Below are 19,894 nucleotides of genomic sequence, written 5' to 3' on the forward strand. Positions count from 1 at the left end.
GCGGGGGCATGCAGGTCACGTATCAGTTGAACAACCCGTAGAAGAATAGGCGGATGCTATCCCACATACGGCGGAAGAAACCACCTTCCTCGACGCCATCGAGGGCGATCAGGTCGGCGCTGTGAACCACTTTCTCGTCCAGTTTGACTTCCACTTTGCCGATCACGTCACCTTTGGCGATTGGCGCGGTGAGCTGCGGGTTCATGGTCATCGAAGCTTGCAGGCGCTTCAATTGGCCTTTAGGCATAGTCAGGGTCAGGTCGTTGGCCAGGCCCGCCTTCACTTCGCCGGTGACGCCCTTCCAGACCGGCGACTTGGTCAGCTCGGTGCCCTTCTGGTAGAAGGTCTGGGTTTCGAAGAAGCGGAAGCCATAGGTCAGCAGCTTCTGGGTCTCGGCAGCACGCGACTGCTCGCTGTTGGTGCCGAACACCACGGCGATCAGGCGCTGGCCATCGCGAACGGCCGAAGCCACCATGCAGTAGCCGGCTTCGTCGGTGTGGCCGGTCTTCAGGCCGTCGACGGTCTTGTCACGCCACAGCAGCAGGTTGCGGTTTGGCTGCTTGATGTTGTTCCAGAAGAACTCTTTCTGCGAGTAGATGGCGTAGTGGGCCGGGTCGACGTTGATGATCGCACGGGCCAGGGTAGCCATGTCGTGGGCCGACGAGTAATGATCCGGGTGCGGCAGGCCGGTCGGGTTCATGAAGTGGCTGTTGGCCATGCCCAGGTCGGCAGCGGTCTTGTTCATCATGTCGGCGAAGGCGTCTTCGCTGCCGGCGATGTGCTCGGCCAGGGCGACCGAGGCGTCGTTGCCGGACTGGATGATGATGCCGTGCAGCAGGTCGCTGACGGTCACCTGGCTGCCCACCTTGATGAACATCCGCGAACCGCCGGTACGCCAGGCGTTTTCGCTGACGGTAACCGGGTCGTTTTCACCGATCTGGCCGCGGCGGATGTCCAGGGTGGCGATATAGGCGGTCATCAGCTTGGTCAGGCTGGCCGGCGGCAGGCGCTCGTCACCGTTGTTCTCGACCAGCACGTTGCCGCTGGACGCGTCCATGAGTACGTAGGACTTGGCTGCCAGTTGCGGTGGTGCCGGCGTCATCTGCTCAGCCGCGAAGGCGGCAGGCGTGATCATCAGCAGTACGGGCAGGCAAAGTCGTTTGGCAAGGTTGGTGATGTTCATCCGTCTCTCGAAAATCGCTAATGGTCTGATGTTCCCTGGGCAAGATCATGTGCCCAGCGCCAGTCAGTCTAGTTTTTGTGGCCGTAGGCCAGGCTCGCAACGTGCGGCTTTATGTCGCTGCGGGCAAAAGCCGATATTGTACATGGCCGCGCCCGGCAATTCATGACAAAACCGACAGTTTGGCGTTGCCTTCTTCGCGGGTACGCCCGCTGCCACAGGGTTTCGCATACCCCTATGGCAGCGGGCGCGCCCGCGAAGAAGGCAACACGGTCAGTCAGCTGTGACCAGCTTGGCCTGCCCCAGGTTCGCCAGGCGAATGCTGTCCTGCGCCTGCTGGATCTCGCCCTGGCTGCTGATCGGCCCCAGGCGCACGCGGTGCAGGGTCTGCTGGTTACGCACGATCGAGCTGATGAACACCGGCGCGCTGACCATGCTGCTGAGCTTGGACCGCAGCAGTTCGGCGGCGTCCGGGTTGGCAAAGGCGCCCACCTGCAGGAAGCTGCCGCCACTGCCGGCCGGCACGTTGTTGCCAGCCACCTGTACCGGCACCACTGGCGCCGCATGCTGCTGGGGCGGCGGGGTCCATTGCTCGACGCGCCCGGTACTGGCCGGGATCACCTGGGTCTGGGCCACCTGCGGCTCTTTCAGCACCATTGGTGGTGTCTGGCCGCGCTGGGCCCACCACTGCTGCGGGTCGATACCCTCGACGCGAACGTGCGCGGTGCCGATCTCGGCATAACCGAGTTTTTTCGCCGCGGCATAGGACAGGTCGATGATACGGTCGGAATAGAACGGCCCACGGTCGTTCACCCGCAGGATCACGCTGCGGCCATTGGCCAGGTTGGTCACCCGCACGTAGGCCGGCAGCGGCAGAGTCTTGTGCGCCGCGCTCATGCCGTAGAGGTCGTACAGCTCGCCATTGGCGGTGTTCTGGCCGTGGAACTTGGTGCCATACCACGACGCGGTGCCCTCGGCGCGGTAGTTGCGCGAGTCCTGCATCGGGTAGTAGGTCTTGCCCAGCACCGTGTACGGGTTGGCCTTGTAGTTGCCGGTGTGCACGGTTGGCGTGGCGTCAGGGATCTTGTTCACATCCACGTCCCACCACGGCGCGCCGTCCTTGTGCGCCCGGTTGATGTCCAGGCCCGGCTGGGCGCGCACCACATTGCCACCGCTTTGCTGGGGCGGGCGGCTGGACGAACAGCTGGCCAGCACCACGCCGACAGCGAGACAGGTGAGCAGCTTGAAAGTGTTGCCAGAGATGATTGCGCGCATTACTTGACGCCCCGTGCTTGAACCAGCTGTTCCGAAAGCTGATGCACCGCCATGGCATACATCACGCTGCGGTTGTAGCGAGTGATCGCGTAGAAGTTCTTCAGCCCCATCCAGTACTCGGGGCCATTGTCGCCCTCGAGACGGAAGGCGGTAACCGGCAGATCATCGCGCAGCGAATCATGGACCGACCAGCCGAGCGCACGCAACTCCCCTACCGTTTTTACCGGCTCGATGCCGGTAGTCAGGCCTTCGTCAACGCGCCCACCGTCCACCCAGGCGCGGCTGACCACGCCTTCGCCGGCCACCCAGCCGTGGCGCTTGAAGTAGCTGGCCACGCTGCCGATGGCATCGTCCGGGTTGTTCCAGATATTGATGTGGCCGTCGCCGTCGAAGTCCACCGCAAAGTTGCGGAAGCTGCTAGGCATGAACTGCGGCAGGCCCATGGCACCGGCGTAGGAGCCTTTGAGCGTCAACGGGTCGAGCTGCTCCTCGCGGGCCAGCAGCAGGAACTCGCGCAGCTCCTTGCGGAAAAATTCGGCCCGGGGCGGGTAGTCGAAGCCCAGAGTCGACAACGCATCGATTACCCGGTAGTTGCCGGTGTTGCGGCCAAAGAAGGTTTCCACGCCGATGATCGCAACGATGTATTGCGCCGGCACGCCATATTCCTGCTCGGCACGGGCCAGCACCGCCTCGTGCTGGCGCCAGAAGTCCACACCGCGGGCGATGCGCGCGTCGGTAATGAACATCGGCCGGTAGTCCTTCCACGGTTTCACCCGTTCGGCCGGGCGCGATATGGCGTCGAGGATCGACTGCTTGCGCTGCACCTCACCGAACACACCCATCAGTTGCTCAGGGGCAAAGCCATAGTCGCGGCTCATTTCGCCAACGAACTGGGCCACCTGTGGCGAACCCTGGTAATCGCCGGCATGGGCCAGCTGTACAGCGCCGAACAGGCCCACCGCGCCGATCCACGGCGCACAACGGGCAGCCCAGTTACGCACTGCTTGCATGAAATTCTTCACCTTATTCAAACCTGCGCGATCCATTTGCGGTGCGTATGGATCGACATCAGAACGCCAAACGCTGACAGCAGCGTCACCAACGAAGTTCCGCCATAGCTGATGAAGGGCAGCGGCACGCCCACCACGGGCAGAAGGCCACTGACCATACCGATATTGACGAACACGTATACAAAGAATGTCATGGTCAGGCTGCCCGCCAGCAGCTTGCCGAACAGGGTCTGCGCCTGGGCGGTGATCATCAGGCCACGGCCGATCAGCAGCAGGTAGACGATCAGCAGCAGGCAGATGCCGACCAGGCCGAATTCCTCGCCGAGCACGGCGATGATGAAGTCGGTGTGGCTTTCCGGCAGGAAGTCCAGGTGCGACTGGGTGCCGAGCAGCCAGCCCTTGCCGAACACGCCGCCCGAGCCGATCGCCGCCTTCGACTGGATGATGTTCCAGCCAGTGCCCAACGGGTCGCTTTCCGGGTCGAGGAAGGTCAGTACCCGCTGCTTCTGGTAGTCGTGCATGACAAAGAACCACATCGCCACCGCCACGGGCACCGCAGCCGCCAGCACGCTGAGGATCCAGCGCCAGCGCAGGCCGCCCATGAACAGCACGAAGGCCCCGGAGGCCAGGATCAGCAGCGCCGTGCCCAGGTCGGGCTGGCGCACGATCAGGATGAACGGCACGCCGATCAGCACCAGGCTGATCGCCACGTGCTTCAGATGCGGCGGCAAGGTGCGCTTGGACAGGTACCAGGCGATGGTCGCCGGCATGATGATCTTCATGAATTCCGAGGGCTGGAAGCGGATCACCCCGGGGATGTTGATCCATCGTGTGGCGCCCATGGCGTTGTGGCCCATCACGTCCACCACCACCAGCAACAGCACACCGGCCAGGTAGGCCAGCGGCACCCAGCGGGCCATGAAACGTGGCTCCAGCTGGGCGATGATGAACATCGACACCAGGCCGATGCCGAACGAGGTGGCCTGCTTGAGCAGCAGGTCCCAGTTCTTGCCACTGGCCGAATAAAGAACGAACAGGCTGCCGGCCGCGAGGGTCAGCAGAATGATCAGCAAAGGGCCGTCGACATGGATGCGCTGCAGAAAGCTGGCGCGCCGACGCATCACATCCTCGCTGGAGAGCATGCGATCGAAATTGTTCATCACAGGGCTGATTCCTGGGTAACGGTGGCAGGCGCGAACTCGGGCTTGAGCCGGCCGTTTTCGTCGAGCAGCCAGGCGTCCATCACCTGACGCACCACCGGGGCGGCGACGCCCGAGCCGGACTCGCCGTTCTCGACCATCACCGAAACCACGATCCTCGGGGCTTCGGCCGGGGCGAAGGCGACGAACAGGGCGTGGTCGCGATGACGCTCCTGGAGCTTGTTGCGGTCGTACTTCTCGCCCTGCTTGATCGCCACCACCTGGGCGGTACCGCTCTTGCCGGCAATGCGGTACTGCGAGCCAATGGCCGCCTTGCGTGCGGTACCGCGGGCGTTGTGCATCACCTGCTCCATGCCATGAGTGACCTTGGCCCAGTCGGACTTGTCACGCAGCACGATGTTTTCCATGGGGTTGTCGTCCACCGGCGGCTGGCCTTCGATGGTCTTGGCCAGGTGCGGGCGGTTCCACACGCCCTTGTTGGCGATCAAGGCAGTGGCCTGGGCCAGTTGCAGCGGCGTGGCCTGCATGTAGCCCTGGCCGATACCGAGGATCAGGGTTTCGCCGGGGAACCAGGCCTGGCGGCGGGTGGCACGCTTCCATTCGCGCGACGGCATCAGCCCGGCGGACTCCTCGAACATGTCGAGGGCAACCCGCTGGCCGATACCGAACTTGTTCATGTAGCTGGACAGCCGATCGATGCCCATCTTGTGCGCAAGGTCGTAGAAGTAGGTGTCGTTGGAGCGCATGATCGCGGTGTCCAGGTCGACCCAGCCATCGCCCGAGCGGTTCCAGTTACGGTATTTGTGGTCGTAGTTGGGCAACTGATAGTAGCCCGGGTCGAACACCCGGCTGCCAGCATTTACCACGCCGCTGTCCAGGCCGGCGATGGCCACCGCCGGCTTGATGGTCGAGCCTGGCGGGTACAGGCCACGCAACACGCGGTTGAACAGCGGCCGGTCGATCGAATCGCGCAGTTCGGCATAGGCCTTGAAGCCAATGCCGGTGACGAACAGGTTGGGGTCGAAGCTGGGCTGGCTGACCATCGCCAGCACCTCGCCGGTACGCGGGTCGAGCGCCACCACCGCACCACGCCGGCCACCCAGGGCGGCCTCGGCGGCCTCCTGCAGCTTGATGTCCAGGCTCAGTACGATGTCCTTGCCCGGTTTCGGGTCGGTGCGCTTGAGCACCCGCAGCACACGGCCGCGGGCATTGGTCTCGACTTCCTCGTAACCCACCTGGCCATGCAGGTCGGCTTCGTAGAAGCGTTCGATGCCGGTCTTGCCGATGTGGTGGGTGCCGCTGTAGTTCACCGGGTCGAGGGTTTTCAGCTCTTTCTCGTTGATCCGCCCTACATACCCCACCGAATGGGCGAAGTGCGCGCCCTGCGGGTAATGGCGCACCAGCTGGGCCACCACTTCCACGCCCGGCAGGCGGAACTGGTTCACCGCCACGCGGGCGATCTGCTCTTCGTTGAGTTCGAACAGGATCGGCACCGGCTCGAACGGCCGGCGGCCCTGGCGCATGCGCTTCTCGAACAGGGCGCGGTCGTCGGGTGTCAGCTCCAGCACTTCGACGATGGTATCCAGCACTTCCTGCCAGTTACCCGCACGTTCGCGGGTCATCGACAGGCTGAAGCTGGGCCGGTTGTCGGCAACGATCACCCCGTTGCGGTCGAAGATCAGCCCGCGGGTCGGCGGGATCGGCTGCACATGCACCCGGTTGTTCTCCGACAGCGTGGAGTGATATTCGTGCTGGATGACCTGCAGGTAGTACAGCCGCGCAATCAGCACGCAAATAAGCAGCATGATCGCCACTGCGCCGACCACGACGCGGTTGCGCACCAGACGGGCGTCTTTCTCGTGGTCCTTGAGACGGATCGGCTGCGACATCGGACTGCTTACAGGCTCATTTATGGTAAGGATGCCCGGACAACACGGTCCAGGCGCGGTAGATCTGCTCGCCGATGAGTATCCTTACCAATGGGTGCGGCAGGGTCAGCGGCGACAGCGACCAGCGTTGCTCGGCACGCGCACAGACCTCAGGCGCCAGGCCTTCCGGGCCGCCCACCATCAAATTCACCGTGCGCGCATCCAGGCGCCAGCGGTCCAGCTCGGTCGCCAGCTGCTCGGTACTCCAGGGCTTGCCATGGACCTCGAGGGTGACGATGCGTTCCCCTGGCTGAACCTTGCTCAGCATGGCCTCGCCCTCCTGACGAATCAGGCGGGCGACGTCGGCATTCTTGCCACGGGTATTCAGCGGGATTTCCACCAGCTCTAGCGACAGTTCGGCGGGCAGGCGCTTGGCATATTCATGCCAGCCTTCCTCGACCCACTTCGGCATGCGCGAGCCGACCGCGATCAGGCGCAGACGCACAGCGCTTTCCTTATTCCCGGTCCTTGAGCTTGTCGGAGTACTCGTGGGCATGGTCCGGGCTGTGGTGCTTGCCATCGGCGGCACGGCTTTGCTCGGCACCCTGCCACAGGCGCTCCAGGTCGTAGAACTGGCGGGCAGCGGCGGTCATCATGTGCACGATGACGTCGTTCAGGTCCAGCAGCACCCAGTCGCTGTCGCCCTTGCCTTCTTCACCCAGTGGCTGGGCACCCTTGGCCTTGACCGCTTCGCGGACCTTCTCCAGCATCGCGTTGATCTGGCGGTTGGAGGTACCGGTGGCAATGATCATGTAGTCGGTCAGGCTGTGCTTTTCGCGCACGTCGATGACCTGGATGTCCTGGGCCTTGACGTCTTCCAGCGCTGCCTTGGTCAGGGCGACCAGTTCTTCGCCGTGGATTTTCTGCTTGGTCATATAAAACTCGTTCAACTCGTTGGATGAGGCGCCAGAGGCACCGTCAGTTAGGCGCACGATACAGTTCGTGCGCCTCGATGTAGGCCAGTACGGCGTCCGGCACCAGGAACCTCACCGATTTGCCGCTGGCCAGCAGCTGTCGGATCTGTGTAGCCGACACCGCAAGCGGCGTCTGCCAGACGAACGAAATGTTTCCCGCCGGGCCGGACATGGCGGTGGGATCGCTCTCCGAGCGCGCAGCCAGCAGGTTGCGCAGCTCGTCAGGGGGTTCTACGTCGGCATCCGGGCGTTGCAGCACCAGGATGTGACAGTGTTGCAGCAATTCGTCCCAGCGGTGCCAGCTGGGCAGACCACAGAAGGCATCCCAGCCCAGCACCAGGAACAGCTGGTCGTTGGCGGCCAGTTCGGCGCGGATCGATTCCAGCGTATCGATGGTGTACGACGGCTTGTCGCGCGCCAGCTCACGGGCATCCACGCTCAGGCACGGCACACCCTGCACGGCATTTTGCACCATGGCCAGGCGGTCCTGCGCGGCCACCTGCGGGGTGTCGCGGTGCGGCGGCCGGGCATTGGGCAGCAGGCGCAGCTCGTCCAGCCCCATGCACTCGGCCACTTCCAGCGCGCTGCGCAGGTGGCCGATGTGCACGGGGTCGAAGGTGCCGCCTAGAATGCCGATGCGCCGGACTGCCTGTGCCTTGCTCAACTCAGCAGGACTCCTGGCCACGCAGCTGGCCGTCGCCGATCACGACGTACTTCTCGCAGGTCAGGCCTTCCAGGCCGACCGGGCCACGGGCATGCAGCTTGTCGGTGGAAATGCCGATTTCCGCACCCAGGCCGTACTCGAAGCCGTCGGCGAAGCAGGTGGGGGTATTGAGCATGACCGACGCCGAGTCGACCTCGGCCATGAACTGGCGGGCTTCACCCTGGTGTTCGCTGATGATCGAGTCGGTATGGTGCGAGCCATAGTGGTTGATGTGCTCGATGGCCTGGTCCAGCCCGTCGACCACGCGGATCGACAGGATCGCGTCCAGGTACTCGGTGTGCCAGTCGGCCTCGGTGGCGGGCTTGGCGTCGATGATGGCCCGGGTGCGCTCGCAGCCACGCAGCTCGACGCCCTTCTCCTGGAAGCGGCGGGCCATTTCCGGCAGGAAGCGCTCGGCCACCTGCTGGTCGACCAGCAGCGTTTCCATGGCGCCACAGATGCCATAGCGGTAGGTCTTGGCGTTGAATGCCACGCGCCAGGCCTTGTCCAGGTCGGCGTGCTGGCTGACGTAGACGTGGCAGATACCGTCCAGGTGCTTGATCACCGGCACGCGGGCATCGCGGCTGATGCGTTCGATCAGGCCACGGCCACCGCGCGGCACGATGACGTCGACGAATTCCGGCATGCTGATCAGCGCGCCCACGGCTTCGCGGTCGGTGGTCTCGACCACCTGCACCACAGCTGCCGGCAGGCCGGCGGCGGCCAGGCCACGCTGGATGCAGGTGGCGATGGCGCGGTTGGAGTGGATGGCTTCGGAGCCACCACGCAGGATGGTCGCGTTACCCGACTTCAGGCACAGGCTGGCGGCATCGATGGTCACGTTCGGGCGCGACTCGTAGATGATCCCGATCACCCCCAGCGGCGTGCGCATCTTGCCGACCTGGATACCCGATGGGCGGTAGCTCATGTCGCGGATGGCACCGACCGGGTCCGGCAGACTGGCCACCTGGCGCAGCCCGGTGATCATGCCGTCGATACGCGCCGGGGTCAGCGCCAGGCGGTCGAGCAGCGCCGGCTCCAGGCCGTTGGCACGGCCGGCGGCCAGGTCCAGCTCGTTGGCGGCGGTCAGCTCGGCACGAGCGGCGTCCAGTGCGTCGGCAGCGGCTTGCAGGGCGCGGTTCTTCTGCGCGGTGCTGGCACGGCCGATCACCCGGGAAGCTTCACGGGCAGCGCGACCCAGGCGGGTCATATAGTCAAGAACGGACTCAGTCATGGGTTCGGTGTCTTGGCGAAGGGGAAATCGGCTGATTATAACTGCCGCGCAGGTGTACGCCCAGCGGCGGGTGGCGGATGGTAGAAAATGGCTGGGGGCATTGCGCAGGAAAGATGTAACCGGGGTTATCGAAATTTCTATCTCCTGTTATGGCCCTTTCGCGGGTAAACCCGCTCCCACAGGGATTGCACAAGGCCTGAGACCTCCAGAATTCCCGTGGGAGCGGGTTTACCCGCGAAGAGGCCGGCACTGCAACACTCACACTCGATTCAGCCTCGATTAAGCCATTCATTGCTATCATCCCCGCCTTCCCAGCCACGAACCGCCCCGCATGCCAGCCCTGCCCGACAGCTTTTTCGACCGCGACGCCCAGACCCTGGCCAAGGCCCTGCTGGGCAAGGTCATTCGCCATCGCCACGGCGACCTGTGGCTGGCCGCGCGCATCATCGAGACCGAGGCCTACTACCTCACCGACAAAGGCAGCCACGCCTCGCTCGGCTACACCGAAAAACGCAAGGCGCTGTTCCTCGATGGCGGGCACATCTATATGTACTACGCACGCGGCGGCGACTCGCTGAACTTCAGCGCCCACGGGCCGGGCAACGCGGTGCTGATCAAGTCCGCCTATCCTTGGCAGGACGCCCGCTCGGGGCCGGACAGCCTGGCGCAGATGCAGCTGAACAACCCCGATGCCAGCGGCAACCTCCGCCCGGCCGAGCGCCTGTGCGCCGGCCAGACCTTGCTGTGCCGGGCCCTGGGCCTGAAGGTGCCGCACTGGGATGCCCAGCGTTTCGATGCCGAGCGCCTGTACGTGGAGGATTGCGGCAACGCCGTGCCACGGGTGATTCAGGCCGCCCGCCTGGGCATCCCGCATGGCCGCGACGAGCACCTGCCCTACCGTTTCGTCGATGCCGAATACGCCCGCTTCTGCACGCGGAACCCGTTACGCCGCGGCCAAGTCGAAGGCCGCGACTTCTTCATTCTCGAACAAGGAAGCTGAACCATGGGCCAATGGCTCGACAGCCTGACCGGCTGGCTCAGCGCCAACCCGCAGTGGCTTGGCCTGGCGATTTTCCTGGTGGCCTGCATCGAATGCCTGGCCATTGCCGGCATTATCGTGCCAGGCACCGTGCTGCTGTTCGCCGTCGCGGTACTGGCCGGCAGCGGCGCCTTCAGCCTGGGCGAAACACTGCTGCTGGGCTTTCTCGGTGGCCTGGTGGGCGATGCCTTGTCGTACACGGTGGGCAAGCACTTCCACCAGAACATCCGCCGCCTGCCGCTGCTACGTCATCATCCGGAATGGATCGGCAGCGCTGAGGCCTATTTCCAGCGCTATGGCATCGCCAGCCTGCTGGTAGGGCGCTTCATCGGGCCGCTGCGGCCGATGCTGCCGATGGTCGCCGGCATGTTCGACATGCCGCTGCCACGCTTCATCGCCGTCAGCCTGGTGGCCGGTGCCGGCTGGGCGGTGGCCTACCTGCTGCCCGGCTGGGCTACCGGCGCGGCCATGCGCCTGCCCTTGCCGGAAGGCTTCTGGCTGGATGCCGGGATCATCGCCGGCACCCTGGCGGTCATCATCGGGCTGAGCCTGAACACCAGCCTCCGCGATCAACGCCACGGCACCCGACTGATTGCCGGCATGGCTGGCGTCGCCCTGGCCGGAGTCTTCCTCGGCTGGCCCTACCTGCACGAATTCGACCAGGGCGTGATGACTCTGGTGCAGGAGCACCGCAGCCAGGCCATCGATGGTGCTGTGGTGCTGGTGACCCGGCTGGGCGATTTCCGCACCCAGCTGTTCCTCGGCGGCCTGCTGACGGGCCTGCTGCTGCTTGCCCGGCAATGGCGACATGCCATGTTCGCTGCGGGCGCACTGATGGGGACGGCGCTTGCCAACGGTACGCTGAAATGGCTGTTTGCCCGGGCCCGGCCGGAAGTGCTGAGCGACCCGTTGACCAGTTACAGCATGCCGAGCGGGCACAGTTCGGCGTCATTTGCGTTCTTCCTGGTAATGGCGGTGCTGGCCGGACGCGGGCAGCCGCCGCGGATGCGCCTGACCTGGGTGATGCTGGGTTGCATTCCGGCACTGGCGATTGCCCTGTCACGGGTGTACCTGGGGGCGCACTGGCCGACCGACATCCTCGCCGGGGCTTTGCTGGCGTGCTGTGTGTGCGCGCTCAGCCTGACACTGGTGCAGCGTCATCAGACTCTGCCGGCCTTGCCGCTGCGGGTGTGGTGGCTGGTGTTGCCTGCGTGTGTCGCGTTGCTGACGTTCTTTGCCCTGCATGCGTTGCCGCAGGCTTTGCTGCGGTATCAATATTGATGTCGCCTGTACCGGCCTCTTCGCGGGTAAACCCGTCCCACAGAGATAGCGTCGCTCTCAAGCCCGATGCAGTACCTGTGGGAGCGGGTTCACCCGCGAAGAGGCCGGTATAGGCAACGCAGCACTTCAGGCAAACAGCTCGCCCTGAATCCGCTCCAGCAGCTTCTGTATTTCCCCCAACCGCTCCTGCGGCGAGTCGAGGCTCAGCAAATCCAGCTTGTCCTCTTCCATGAACGGCAGCAGGTACGCCAACTGATTGGACAACGCCTGGCGCCCATCCACCGGGCGCGGCATGTCCAGCGCTTCGACCATGGGGTGCTCGCCCAGGGCCACCAGCAACGCCAGCAGGTCTTCGTCCGCCTCGAGCAGCGGGCTGTCCGCCTGCTCCGGCAACCACTGCACCTGCCCTACCAGCAGCTGGTCCTTTTGCACCTCGGTGCTTTCCAGGTTGAAGCGCCGCACACCTTCCACGCGGATACCCAGCAAGCCGTTATCCTGCTGCACGAAATCGCGGATCACCGCCTCGCAGCCGATCGAGGCGACCACCGGCGGTGCCTTGCCAACCTGCTCGCCTTCCAGGATGCACACCACACCAAAACCTTCGCCCCGCTTCATGCAGCGCCCGATCATGTCCAGGTAGCGCGCCTCGAAAATCTGCAAATCGAGGAAACAACCAGGAAACAGCACGGTATTGAGGGGAAACAGCGGTAGCGTCATCACAAGTCCTCAAGCCACCAGGCTGACCGCCAGCGGCAGGAACACCGCCGTGGCCACCCCCATCAGGCTCATCGCCAGCGCGGCAAAGGCGCCGCATTCGTCACTTTCCTGCAGGGCCACTGAAGTGCCCACCGCGTGCGCCGTCACGCCCAGCGACATGCCGCGCGCCTCGGGGCTATGCACGCCAAAGCGGCTCAGCAGCGCCGGGCCGAAGATTGCCCCGATCACCCCGGTAATCAGCACGAACACCGCCGCCAGGGCCGCCACGCCACCAATCTGCTCGGCCACCAGCATGGCGATCGGCGAGGTCACCGACTTCGGCGCCATGGTCATCAGGATCATGTGCTCGGCACCGAACCACCAGCCCAGCAACAGGCAGAACAGCGTGGCGAACAGGCCTCCGACTACCAGCGTAGTAAATGTGGGCCAGAACAGCTGCCGGATACGCCGCAGGTTGAGGTAGAGCGGCACGGCCAGGGCCACGGTGGCAGGCCCTAGCAGGATGTTCATGATTCCGGTGCTCTTGCGGTACTCGCTGTAGTCAATGCCACACACCAGCAACACGCCGATCACCAGCAACATCGATACCAGTACCGGCTGCAGGAAGATCCAGCGGGTCTTCTCGTAGGCCGCCAGCACCAACTGGTAGGCCCCAAGCGTGATGCCGATACCGAACAAGGGATGATGAACGACCGCATCCAGCGCGCCTTGCCAGTCGAGCATCATGGCTGCTCCTCGCGCCGGCCTTGGCGGTGGATGAGCTTTTGCATCAACACGCCGACGAACACCAGGGTCACTAGGCAGGAGATCAGCAAGGCACCGGCAATGGCCCAGAAGTCGGCAGCAATGTCCTTGGCATACACCATCACCCCCACCGCCGGCGGCACCAGCAATAACGGCAGGTAACGCAGCAGGCTGCTGGCGGCCTCGTTCAGCGGCTTGCCGACCTCACCACGGGCCATGAGGAAGGACAACAGCAGCAACAGGCCAATGATCGGCCCCGGCAGAAACGGCACCAACAGGTGATTGATTGCCGTCCCCAGCAGCTGGAACAGCACCAGCCAAGTCAAACCACGCAGCAGCATAAGCATCTCCCTTGGGCATGGCCGCCATTATAAGCACGTGCCGCGATATACCGATATTCGTCGAAAAGCTGGCAACTTGACTGAAACGGCTCTCCATGCTGATCTTGCACTTTCGTACCAACTGAAAACCTGGAGAGTCCGCGATGCCCTATGTACCGGTTACAGAGCTTTCGCAGTACGTTGGTAAGGAACTGGGCCGCTCGGCCTGGCTGAAGATCGACCAGCAGCGCATCAACCTGTTCGCCGAAGCCACGGGCGATTTCCAGTTCATCCACGTCGACCCGGAGAAGGCGGCGAAAACCCCGTTTGGCAGCACGATCGCCCACGGTTTCCTGACGTTGTCACTGATCCCCAAGCTGATCGAGGACATCCTGATCCTGCCGGAGGGGCTGAAGATGGTGGTGAACTACGGGCTGGACAGCGTGCGATTCATCCAGCCGGTCAAGGTCGACAGCCAGGTGCGGCTGAAGGTGGACCTGGCCGAGGTGACGGAGAAAAGGCCGGGGCAATGGCTGCTCAAGGCGATTGCCACGCTGGAGATCGACGGTGAAGAGAAGCCTGCGTACATAGCCGAGTCGCTTTCCCTCTGCTTTGTCTGATTGAGCCATTCGCGGGCACGCCCGCTCCCACAGAGTACGCGTAAATACCTGTGGGAGCGGGCGTGCCCGCGAAGAAGCCGGTACGGTGTTCCGGCGTCCTCTACAAACCCACCGCACTCGCGTAAACTGCCAGCCTTCGCGCAGCCTAGGGCTGCCCCTGTCGATTTACCAAAGGTGCCCGCCATGCCCTGGCTGCAAGTACGCCTGGCCATCAGCCCGGAACAAGCCGAAACCTACGAAGATGCCCTGCTGGAAGTGGGTGCCGTCTCGGTCACGTTCATGGACGCCGAGGATCAACCGATCTTCGAACCAGACCTCAACACCACTCCGCTGTGGTCGCACACCCACCTGCTGGCCCTGTTCGAGGCCGATGCCGTGCCCGAGCAGGTGTTCTCCCACCTGCGCCTGCTGACCGGCGCCGAGCTGCCCGAACACCAGGCCGAGGTGATCGAGGACCAGGACTGGGAACGCAGCTGGATGGACAACTTCCAGCCGATGCGCTTCGGCCGCCGCCTGTGGATCGTGCCCAGCTGGCACGAGGCCCCGGAACAGGACGCGGTAAACCTGCTGCTCGACCCGGGCCTGGCGTTCGGCACTGGCACCCACCCCACCACCGCCCTGTGCCTGGAATGGCTCGACGGCCAGCAGCTCGAAGGCACCCAGGTGCTGGACTTCGGCTGCGGCTCGGGCATTCTGGCCATTGCCGCGCTGCTGCTGGGCGCCCGTGAGGCGGTCGGTACCGACATCGATGTGCAGGCCATCGAGGCTTCGCGCGACAACGCCCAGCGCAACGGCATCGCCGACGAGAAGCTGGCGCTGTACCTGCCCGAGCACATGCCGGCCATGCAGGCCGATGTGCTGGTCGCCAACATCCTCGCCGGCCCGCTGGTGTCGCTGGCACCGCAACTGTCCGGCCTGGTCCGCCCAGGGGGCTTGCTGGCACTGTCGGGCATCCTCGCCGAGCAGGGTGAGGAAGTGGCCGCGGCCTATGCCGCCGACTTCGAGCTGGACCCGATCGTCGTGCGCGACGGCTGGGTACGCATCAGTGGTCGCCGCCGTTAAGCGGGCCTAGAATATGTCTCTGCACAGCTCCCGGATCGCCGCATGACCGACAGTTTCGTCACCCAGTGCCCGCATTGCCAGACCAGCTTTCGCGTCACCCACCACCAATTGAGCGTGGCCCGTGGTGTGGTGCGCTGCGGCCACTGCCTGCAGGTGTTCAACGCCGCCAGGCAGTTGCTGGAACAGAGCCGTCCCGGGGCGGCCGGCACACCTGTGGTGCCAGCACCGGTACCTGCGGAACCTGACGAACCGGTGGTCGAGCCAGCAGCCGCCCCTGAGCCTGCCAGCAGCGAGCGCAGCTTCAACCCTGACGAGGACTGGGCGCTCACGACCCAGGCGCTGGACGCCCTTGACCTCGACAAGGAGCTGGAGCGCCTGGAGCGTCGCAGCCAAACGGCCCCGGCACGCCCGGCCAACCAGGATGACGGGCTGCAGGCACGGCGCGACGAGTTGCAGCCGGACGAGCATGTCGATGACTTGTTCGGCACGGCCACCGACGAGCCTTTCGAGGCACAGAAGGCAGCCGAGCCCGAGCCCGTGCTGCTGCAGGAGCTGGAGCTGGACCTGGAGCCCACCCCCGGCGAGCGCACCGAGCCGACCTTGGGCGGCAACCTGGACCTGGACATCGATGACGAGCCACCGGTACGCCGTGCCGCCGAAATCGATGACCACCCTGAATTCAACGAGCCGCTGCGCGCCAGTGATGACAACGTTCCGGAGCAGGGCCTGAGCGCCCGCGATGACGAGCCGCTGGAACTGCACCTGTCGGCGCGCGATGACGACCCTGTCGAGCCGCTGCCCGGCGAACGCCTGGAGCCGGGCCTTGCCGGCAAAGCCGAGCGCCCGGCGCGCAAGGAGCCGCTGGTCGATGTGGTCGACGACCCGCTGCAACTGGACTGGGAAAAGCCCGCGCCCAACTGGGGCAAGCGCCTGCTGTGGGGCTTCCTGACCCTGCTCGCTGCTGGGCTGCTGGCATTCCAGTACGTATGGTTCCACTTCGACGAAATGGCCCGCCAGGACCAGTACCGGCCGCTCTTCCAGCAAATCTGCCCGTTGGTCGGTTGCGAGGTGCCGACCCGCGTCGATATCGCCCGAATCAAGAGCAGCAACCTGGTGGTACGCAGCCATCCGGACTTCAAGGGCGCGCTGATCGTCGATGCGATCATCTACAACCGCGCACCGTTCGCCCAGCCGTTCCCGCTGCTGGAGCTGCGCTTTGCCGACCTCAATGGCCAACTGATCGCCAGCCGTCGCTTCAAGCCCAGCGAGTACCTGTCGGGTGAACTGGCCGGGCGTGGCGAGATGCCCAGCCAGACCCCGATCCATATCGCCCTGGACATCCTCGACCCGGGGCCGAAGGCCGTGAATTACAGCCTGAGCTTCCGTTCGCCGGAATAACCACCAACCCTGTGGGAGCGGGCCGCGCAAGGCCCTGCATCCTCGCCCACACCAAATGTCATAAGCCGACAGCTGTTCAGATTTTATCCAAATCCATCTTTATCCGGTCATCGAGAGCGGGTATCATGCCAACCCTTTTTCGAACTCCAAGATTCGGCCCCACAACAGGGATCACCTATGTCGGCGGTACGCATCGGCCCATACACACTACGCAACAACCTGATCCTCGCGCCCATGGCCGGGGTCACGGACCAACCTTTCCGTACGCTTTGCCAGCGCCTGGGCGCCGGCATGGTGGTGTCGGAAATGGTCTCCAGCGACATGAGCCTGTGGAACAGCCGCAAGTCGAGCCTGCGCCGCATCCATGAAGGTGATCCCGAGCCACGCTCGGTGCAGATCGCCGGTGGTGATGCACAGATGATGGCAGCGGCGGCACAGGCCAACGTCGAAGCAGGCGCCCAGATCATTGATATCAACATGGGCTGCCCGGCAAAAAAAGTCTGCAACAAAGCCGCAGGCTCTGCTTTATTGAGAGATGAAGCCTTGGTCAGCGAGATCCTCCACGCCGTGGTCGGCGCCGTGGACGTCCCGGTGACCCTGAAGATCCGCACCGGTTGGGACCGGGCGAACAAGAACGGCCTGAACGTGGCGAGGATCGCCGAGCAGGCCGGCATCCAGGCGCTGGCGGTGCATGGCCGCACACGCGCCGACCTGTACACCGGCGAAGCCGAATACGACACCATCGCTGCCATCAAGCAGGCGGTGTCGATCCCGGTTTTTGCCAACGGCGATATCACCTCGCCAGAAAAAGCCCGGGCGGTGCTGGACGCCACCGGGGTCGATGGCCTGTTGATCGGCCGGGCCGCCCAGGGGCGGCCATGGATCTTTCGCGAGATCGAGCATTACCTGCGCACTGGTGAACACCTGCCAGCGCCGCAGCTGGACGAAGTGGAACGCATCCTGCTGGAACATCTGGCCGCGCTGCATGCCTTCTATGGCGATGTGATGGGCGTACGTATCGCCCGCAAGCACGTTGGCTGGTATCTGGCAACACGACCCGGCGGCAAGGAGTTTCGCTCCCGGTTCAACGCTTTGGAAGACACACAAGCGCAGTGCGCCAACGTTCGCGCGTTTTTCAGCGAACGTCGACAGAGCCTTGAGACAGAGGACGGACAAGGGGTGGCCGCATGACGATGATGACCGAGACATTTGTGAGTGGAACAACGCCCGTGAGCGACAACGCCAACCTGAAACAGCACCTCAATACGCCGAGCGAAGAGGGCCAGACCCTTCGCGACAGCGTCGAGAAGGCGCTGCACAACTACTTCGCCCACCTGGAAGGCGCGACCGTGACGGACGTGTACAACCTGGTGCTCTCCGAAGTCGAGGCGCCCCTGCTCGAAAGCGTGATGAACTACGTGAAGGGCAACCAGACCAAGGCCAGCGAGATGCTCGGGCTGAACCGAGGCACCCTGCGCAAGAAGCTCAAGCAGTACGATTTGTTGTAAGCCAGAATCCCAACCAGAAAAGGCGGCTCCCTGAACAGAGGCGCCTTTTTTGCTGACTCCACCGCGTTATTGGAACCCGAAATGACCGACCAGACTACCCGCCTGCCAGTCCGCCGCGCCCTGATCAGCGTCTCCGACAAGACCGGTATCCTCGAATTCGCCCGTGAGCTGCAGCAGCTCGGTGTCGAGATCCTGTCCACCGGCGGCACCTACAAGCTGCTCAAGGACAACGGCGTCAACGCGGTGGAAGTGGCCGACTACACCGGCTTCGCCGAAATGATGGATGGCCGGGTCAAGACCCTGCACCCGAAAATCCACGGTGGCATCCTCGGCCGCCGCGGCACCGACGACGCCATCATGAACGAGCACGGCATCAAGCCGATCGACCTGGTAGCGGTCAACCTGTACCCGTTCGAAGCGACCATTTCCAAACCTGGCTGTGACCTGCCGACCGCCATCGAGAACATCGACATCGGCGGCCCGACCATGGTCCGTTCGGCTGCCAAGAACCACAAGGACGTGGCCATCGTGGTCAACGCCAGCGACTACGCCGGCATCGTCGAAGGCCTCAAGGCCGGCGGCCTGACCTACGCCCAGCGCTTCGACCTGATGCTCAAGGCGTTCGAGCACACCGCTGCCTACGACGGCATGATCGCCAACTACATGGGCACCATCGACCAGGCCAAAGAGACCCTGAGCACTGAAGGCCGCAGCGAATTCCCGCGCACCTTCAACAGCCAGTTCGTCAAGGCCCAGGAAATGCGCTACGGCGAGAACCCGCACCAGAGCGCGGCGTTCTACGTAGAAGCGAAAAAAGGCGAAGCCAGCGTTTCCACCGCCATCCAGCTGCAGGGCAAGGAACTGTCGTTCAACAACGTGGCCGACACCGACGCCGCACTGGAGTGCGTGAAGAGCTTCGTCAAGCCGGCCTGCGTCATCGTCAAGCACGCCAACCCGTGCGGCGTGGCCGTGGTGCCTGAAGACGAAGGCGGCATCCGCAAGGCCTACGACCTGGCCTACGCCACCGACACCGAGTCGGCGTTCGGCGGCATCATCGCCTTCAACCGCGAGCTGGACGGCGAAACCGCCAAGGCCATCGTCGACCGCCAGTTCGTCGAAGTGATCATCGCGCCGAAAATCTCCCAGGCTGCCCGCGACGTGGTTGCCGCCAAGCAGAACGTACGCCTGCTGGAATGCGGCGAGTGGCCAGCCGAGCGCGCTGCCGGTTGGGACTTCAAGCGCGTCAACGGTGGCCTGCTGGTGCAGAGCCGCGATATCGGCATGATCACTGCCGATGACCTGAAGATCGTCACCAAGCGTGCACCGACCGAGCAAGAGATCCACGACCTGGTATTTGCCTGGAAAGTGGCCAAGTTCGTCAAGTCCAATGCCATTGTCTACGCCAAGCAGCGCCAGACCATCGGCGTCGGCGCCGGCCAGATGAGCCGCGTCAACTCCGCACGCATTGCTGCAATCAAGGCCGAGCATGCCGGCCTGCAGGTGCAGGGCGCAGTCATGGCATCGGATGCGTTCTTCCCGTTCCGTGATGGCATCGACAATGCGGCTAAAGTGGGTATCAGCGCCGTGATCCAGCCAGGTGGTTCGATGCGTGATGCCGAGGTCATCGCCGCTGCCGACGAGGCAGGTATCGCGATGGTCTTCACCGGTATGCGCCACTTCCGCCACTAATCAAGATGGCCGGCCGATCCTCGGCCCCTGTGGGAGCGGGTTCACCCGCGAATGCGATGTTGGATTCACCGCCGCATTCGCGGGTGAGCCCGCTCCCACAAGGTACGAGGAC

The 19,894-nt window shown here is 64.1% G+C and carries 20 protein-coding genes; 8 read left to right on the forward strand and 12 right to left on the reverse strand.

The annotated features are described in order from the left end of the window. Nucleotides 1-22: 22 nt before the first annotated feature. From ACIQYU_RS23740 to ACIQYU_RS23780, 9 genes are all read right to left on the reverse strand, one after another. Nucleotides 23-1,183, reverse strand: coding sequence for a D-alanyl-D-alanine carboxypeptidase family protein (locus tag ACIQYU_RS23740; RefSeq protein WP_085625759.1), 1,161 nt, complete (start codon nucleotides 1,181-1,183; stop codon nucleotides 23-25). A gap of 270 nt (nucleotides 1,184-1,453) precedes the next feature. Further along, the gene (locus tag ACIQYU_RS23745) at nucleotides 1,454-2,455 is read right to left on the reverse strand and encodes a septal ring lytic transglycosylase RlpA family protein (protein ID WP_343585300.1); all 1,002 of its coding nucleotides are present in this window, start codon (nucleotides 2,453-2,455) and stop codon (nucleotides 1,454-1,456) included. Beyond that, on the reverse strand, nucleotides 2,455-3,465 hold the full coding sequence (gene mltB, locus ACIQYU_RS23750; RefSeq protein WP_233687357.1) for a lytic murein transglycosylase B: 1,011 nt from the start codon (nucleotides 3,463-3,465) through the stop codon (nucleotides 2,455-2,457). Before mltB ends, ACIQYU_RS23745 begins: the two co-directional genes overlap by 1 nt. Before the next feature lie 17 nt (nucleotides 3,466-3,482). After that, nucleotides 3,483-4,586: a rod shape-determining protein RodA gene (gene rodA / locus ACIQYU_RS23755; protein ID WP_015271941.1), complete on the reverse strand. Its 1,104-nt coding sequence runs from the start codon at nucleotides 4,584-4,586 to the stop codon at nucleotides 3,483-3,485. A 38-nt stretch (nucleotides 4,587-4,624) separates the two neighbouring features. Further along, nucleotides 4,625-6,514: a penicillin-binding protein 2 gene (gene mrdA, locus ACIQYU_RS23760; protein WP_207828953.1), complete on the reverse strand. Its 1,890-nt coding sequence runs from the start codon at nucleotides 6,512-6,514 to the stop codon at nucleotides 4,625-4,627. A 16-nt stretch (nucleotides 6,515-6,530) separates the two neighbouring features. Then, complete coding sequence (rlmH, locus tag ACIQYU_RS23765) at nucleotides 6,531-6,998, reverse strand: 23S rRNA (pseudouridine(1915)-N(3))-methyltransferase RlmH (protein WP_003249722.1); 468 nt, start codon at nucleotides 6,996-6,998, stop codon at nucleotides 6,531-6,533. Nucleotides 6,999-7,008: 10 nt separating this feature from the next. After that, nucleotides 7,009-7,428, reverse strand: coding sequence for a ribosome silencing factor (gene rsfS, locus ACIQYU_RS23770; RefSeq protein WP_013974359.1), 420 nt, complete (start codon nucleotides 7,426-7,428; stop codon nucleotides 7,009-7,011). Nucleotides 7,429-7,471: 43 nt separating this feature from the next. After that, complete coding sequence (nadD, locus tag ACIQYU_RS23775; protein ID WP_207828943.1) at nucleotides 7,472-8,131, reverse strand: nicotinate-nucleotide adenylyltransferase; 660 nt, start codon at nucleotides 8,129-8,131, stop codon at nucleotides 7,472-7,474. A gap of 1 nt (nucleotide 8,132) precedes the next feature. Next, a complete protein-coding gene (locus tag ACIQYU_RS23780) occupies nucleotides 8,133-9,404 on the reverse strand; it encodes a glutamate-5-semialdehyde dehydrogenase (protein ID WP_025340770.1) in 1,272 nt (423 codons plus the stop codon). A 331-nt stretch (nucleotides 9,405-9,735) separates the two neighbouring features. Between ACIQYU_RS23780 and ACIQYU_RS23785 the strand changes: the two genes are divergently transcribed. After that, complete coding sequence (locus tag ACIQYU_RS23785; RefSeq protein ID WP_087499517.1) at nucleotides 9,736-10,404, forward strand: DNA-3-methyladenine glycosylase; 669 nt, start codon at nucleotides 9,736-9,738, stop codon at nucleotides 10,402-10,404. Nucleotides 10,405-10,407: 3 nt separating this feature from the next. Further along, nucleotides 10,408-11,724, forward strand: a complete 1,317-nt coding sequence (locus ACIQYU_RS23790) for a bifunctional DedA family/phosphatase PAP2 family protein (protein WP_402802449.1) — start codon at nucleotides 10,408-10,410, stop codon at nucleotides 11,722-11,724. Nucleotides 11,725-11,850: 126 nt separating this feature from the next. On the opposite strand, the gene ACIQYU_RS23795 is transcribed toward ACIQYU_RS23790, so the two are convergent. The 3 genes from ACIQYU_RS23795 to ACIQYU_RS23805 are packed head-to-tail and all read right to left on the reverse strand — an operon-like array spanning nucleotide 11,851 to nucleotide 13,526. Beyond that, nucleotides 11,851-12,441 (reverse strand): LON peptidase substrate-binding domain-containing protein, encoded by a 591-nt coding sequence (locus ACIQYU_RS23795; RefSeq protein ID WP_207828938.1) that lies wholly within the window; start codon nucleotides 12,439-12,441, stop codon nucleotides 11,851-11,853. A gap of 9 nt (nucleotides 12,442-12,450) precedes the next feature. Continuing rightward, complete coding sequence (locus ACIQYU_RS23800) at nucleotides 12,451-13,167, reverse strand: LrgB family protein (protein WP_207828925.1); 717 nt, start codon at nucleotides 13,165-13,167, stop codon at nucleotides 12,451-12,453. Then, nucleotides 13,164-13,526 carry a CidA/LrgA family protein gene (locus ACIQYU_RS23805; protein WP_233687355.1) on the reverse strand — a complete coding sequence of 121 codons (363 nt, stop codon included), beginning with the start codon at nucleotides 13,524-13,526 and terminating at the stop codon, nucleotides 13,164-13,166. The genes ACIQYU_RS23800 and ACIQYU_RS23805 overlap by 4 nt, the downstream gene beginning before the upstream one ends. Before the next feature lie 143 nt (nucleotides 13,527-13,669). On the opposite strand from ACIQYU_RS23805, the gene ACIQYU_RS23810 reads away from it, so the two are divergent. The 6 genes from ACIQYU_RS23810 (at nucleotide 13,670) to purH (ending at nucleotide 19,782) form a co-directional block, all read left to right on the forward strand. Then, nucleotides 13,670-14,125 carry a MaoC family dehydratase gene (locus ACIQYU_RS23810; protein WP_233687354.1) on the forward strand — a complete coding sequence of 152 codons (456 nt, stop codon included), beginning with the start codon at nucleotides 13,670-13,672 and terminating at the stop codon, nucleotides 14,123-14,125. Between the two features lie 183 nt (nucleotides 14,126-14,308). Beyond that, nucleotides 14,309-15,187, forward strand: coding sequence for a 50S ribosomal protein L11 methyltransferase (gene prmA / locus ACIQYU_RS23815; RefSeq protein ID WP_207828910.1), 879 nt, complete (start codon nucleotides 14,309-14,311; stop codon nucleotides 15,185-15,187). Nucleotides 15,188-15,229: 42 nt separating this feature from the next. Continuing rightward, entirely contained in the window at nucleotides 15,230-16,585 is a 1,356-nt protein-coding gene (locus tag ACIQYU_RS23820; protein WP_207828908.1) for a DUF3426 domain-containing protein, read from the forward strand. A gap of 177 nt (nucleotides 16,586-16,762) precedes the next feature. Next, the gene (gene dusB, locus ACIQYU_RS23825) at nucleotides 16,763-17,776 is read left to right on the forward strand and encodes a tRNA dihydrouridine synthase DusB (RefSeq protein ID WP_075046490.1); all 1,014 of its coding nucleotides are present in this window, start codon (nucleotides 16,763-16,765) and stop codon (nucleotides 17,774-17,776) included. Beyond that, nucleotides 17,773-18,093, forward strand: a complete 321-nt coding sequence (fis, locus tag ACIQYU_RS23830) for a DNA-binding transcriptional regulator Fis (protein WP_012274390.1) — start codon at nucleotides 17,773-17,775, stop codon at nucleotides 18,091-18,093. Before dusB ends, fis begins: the two co-directional genes overlap by 4 nt. Nucleotides 18,094-18,174: 81 nt before the next feature. Further along, nucleotides 18,175-19,782 (forward strand): bifunctional phosphoribosylaminoimidazolecarboxamide formyltransferase/IMP cyclohydrolase, encoded by a 1,608-nt coding sequence (gene purH, locus ACIQYU_RS23835; protein WP_063911866.1) that lies wholly within the window; start codon nucleotides 18,175-18,177, stop codon nucleotides 19,780-19,782. Nucleotides 19,783-19,894 lie beyond the last annotated feature (112 nt).

This window comes from Pseudomonas sp. NPDC096925 (genome assembly GCF_044762545.1).
Taxonomy (GTDB): domain Bacteria; phylum Pseudomonadota; class Gammaproteobacteria; order Pseudomonadales; family Pseudomonadaceae; genus Aquipseudomonas.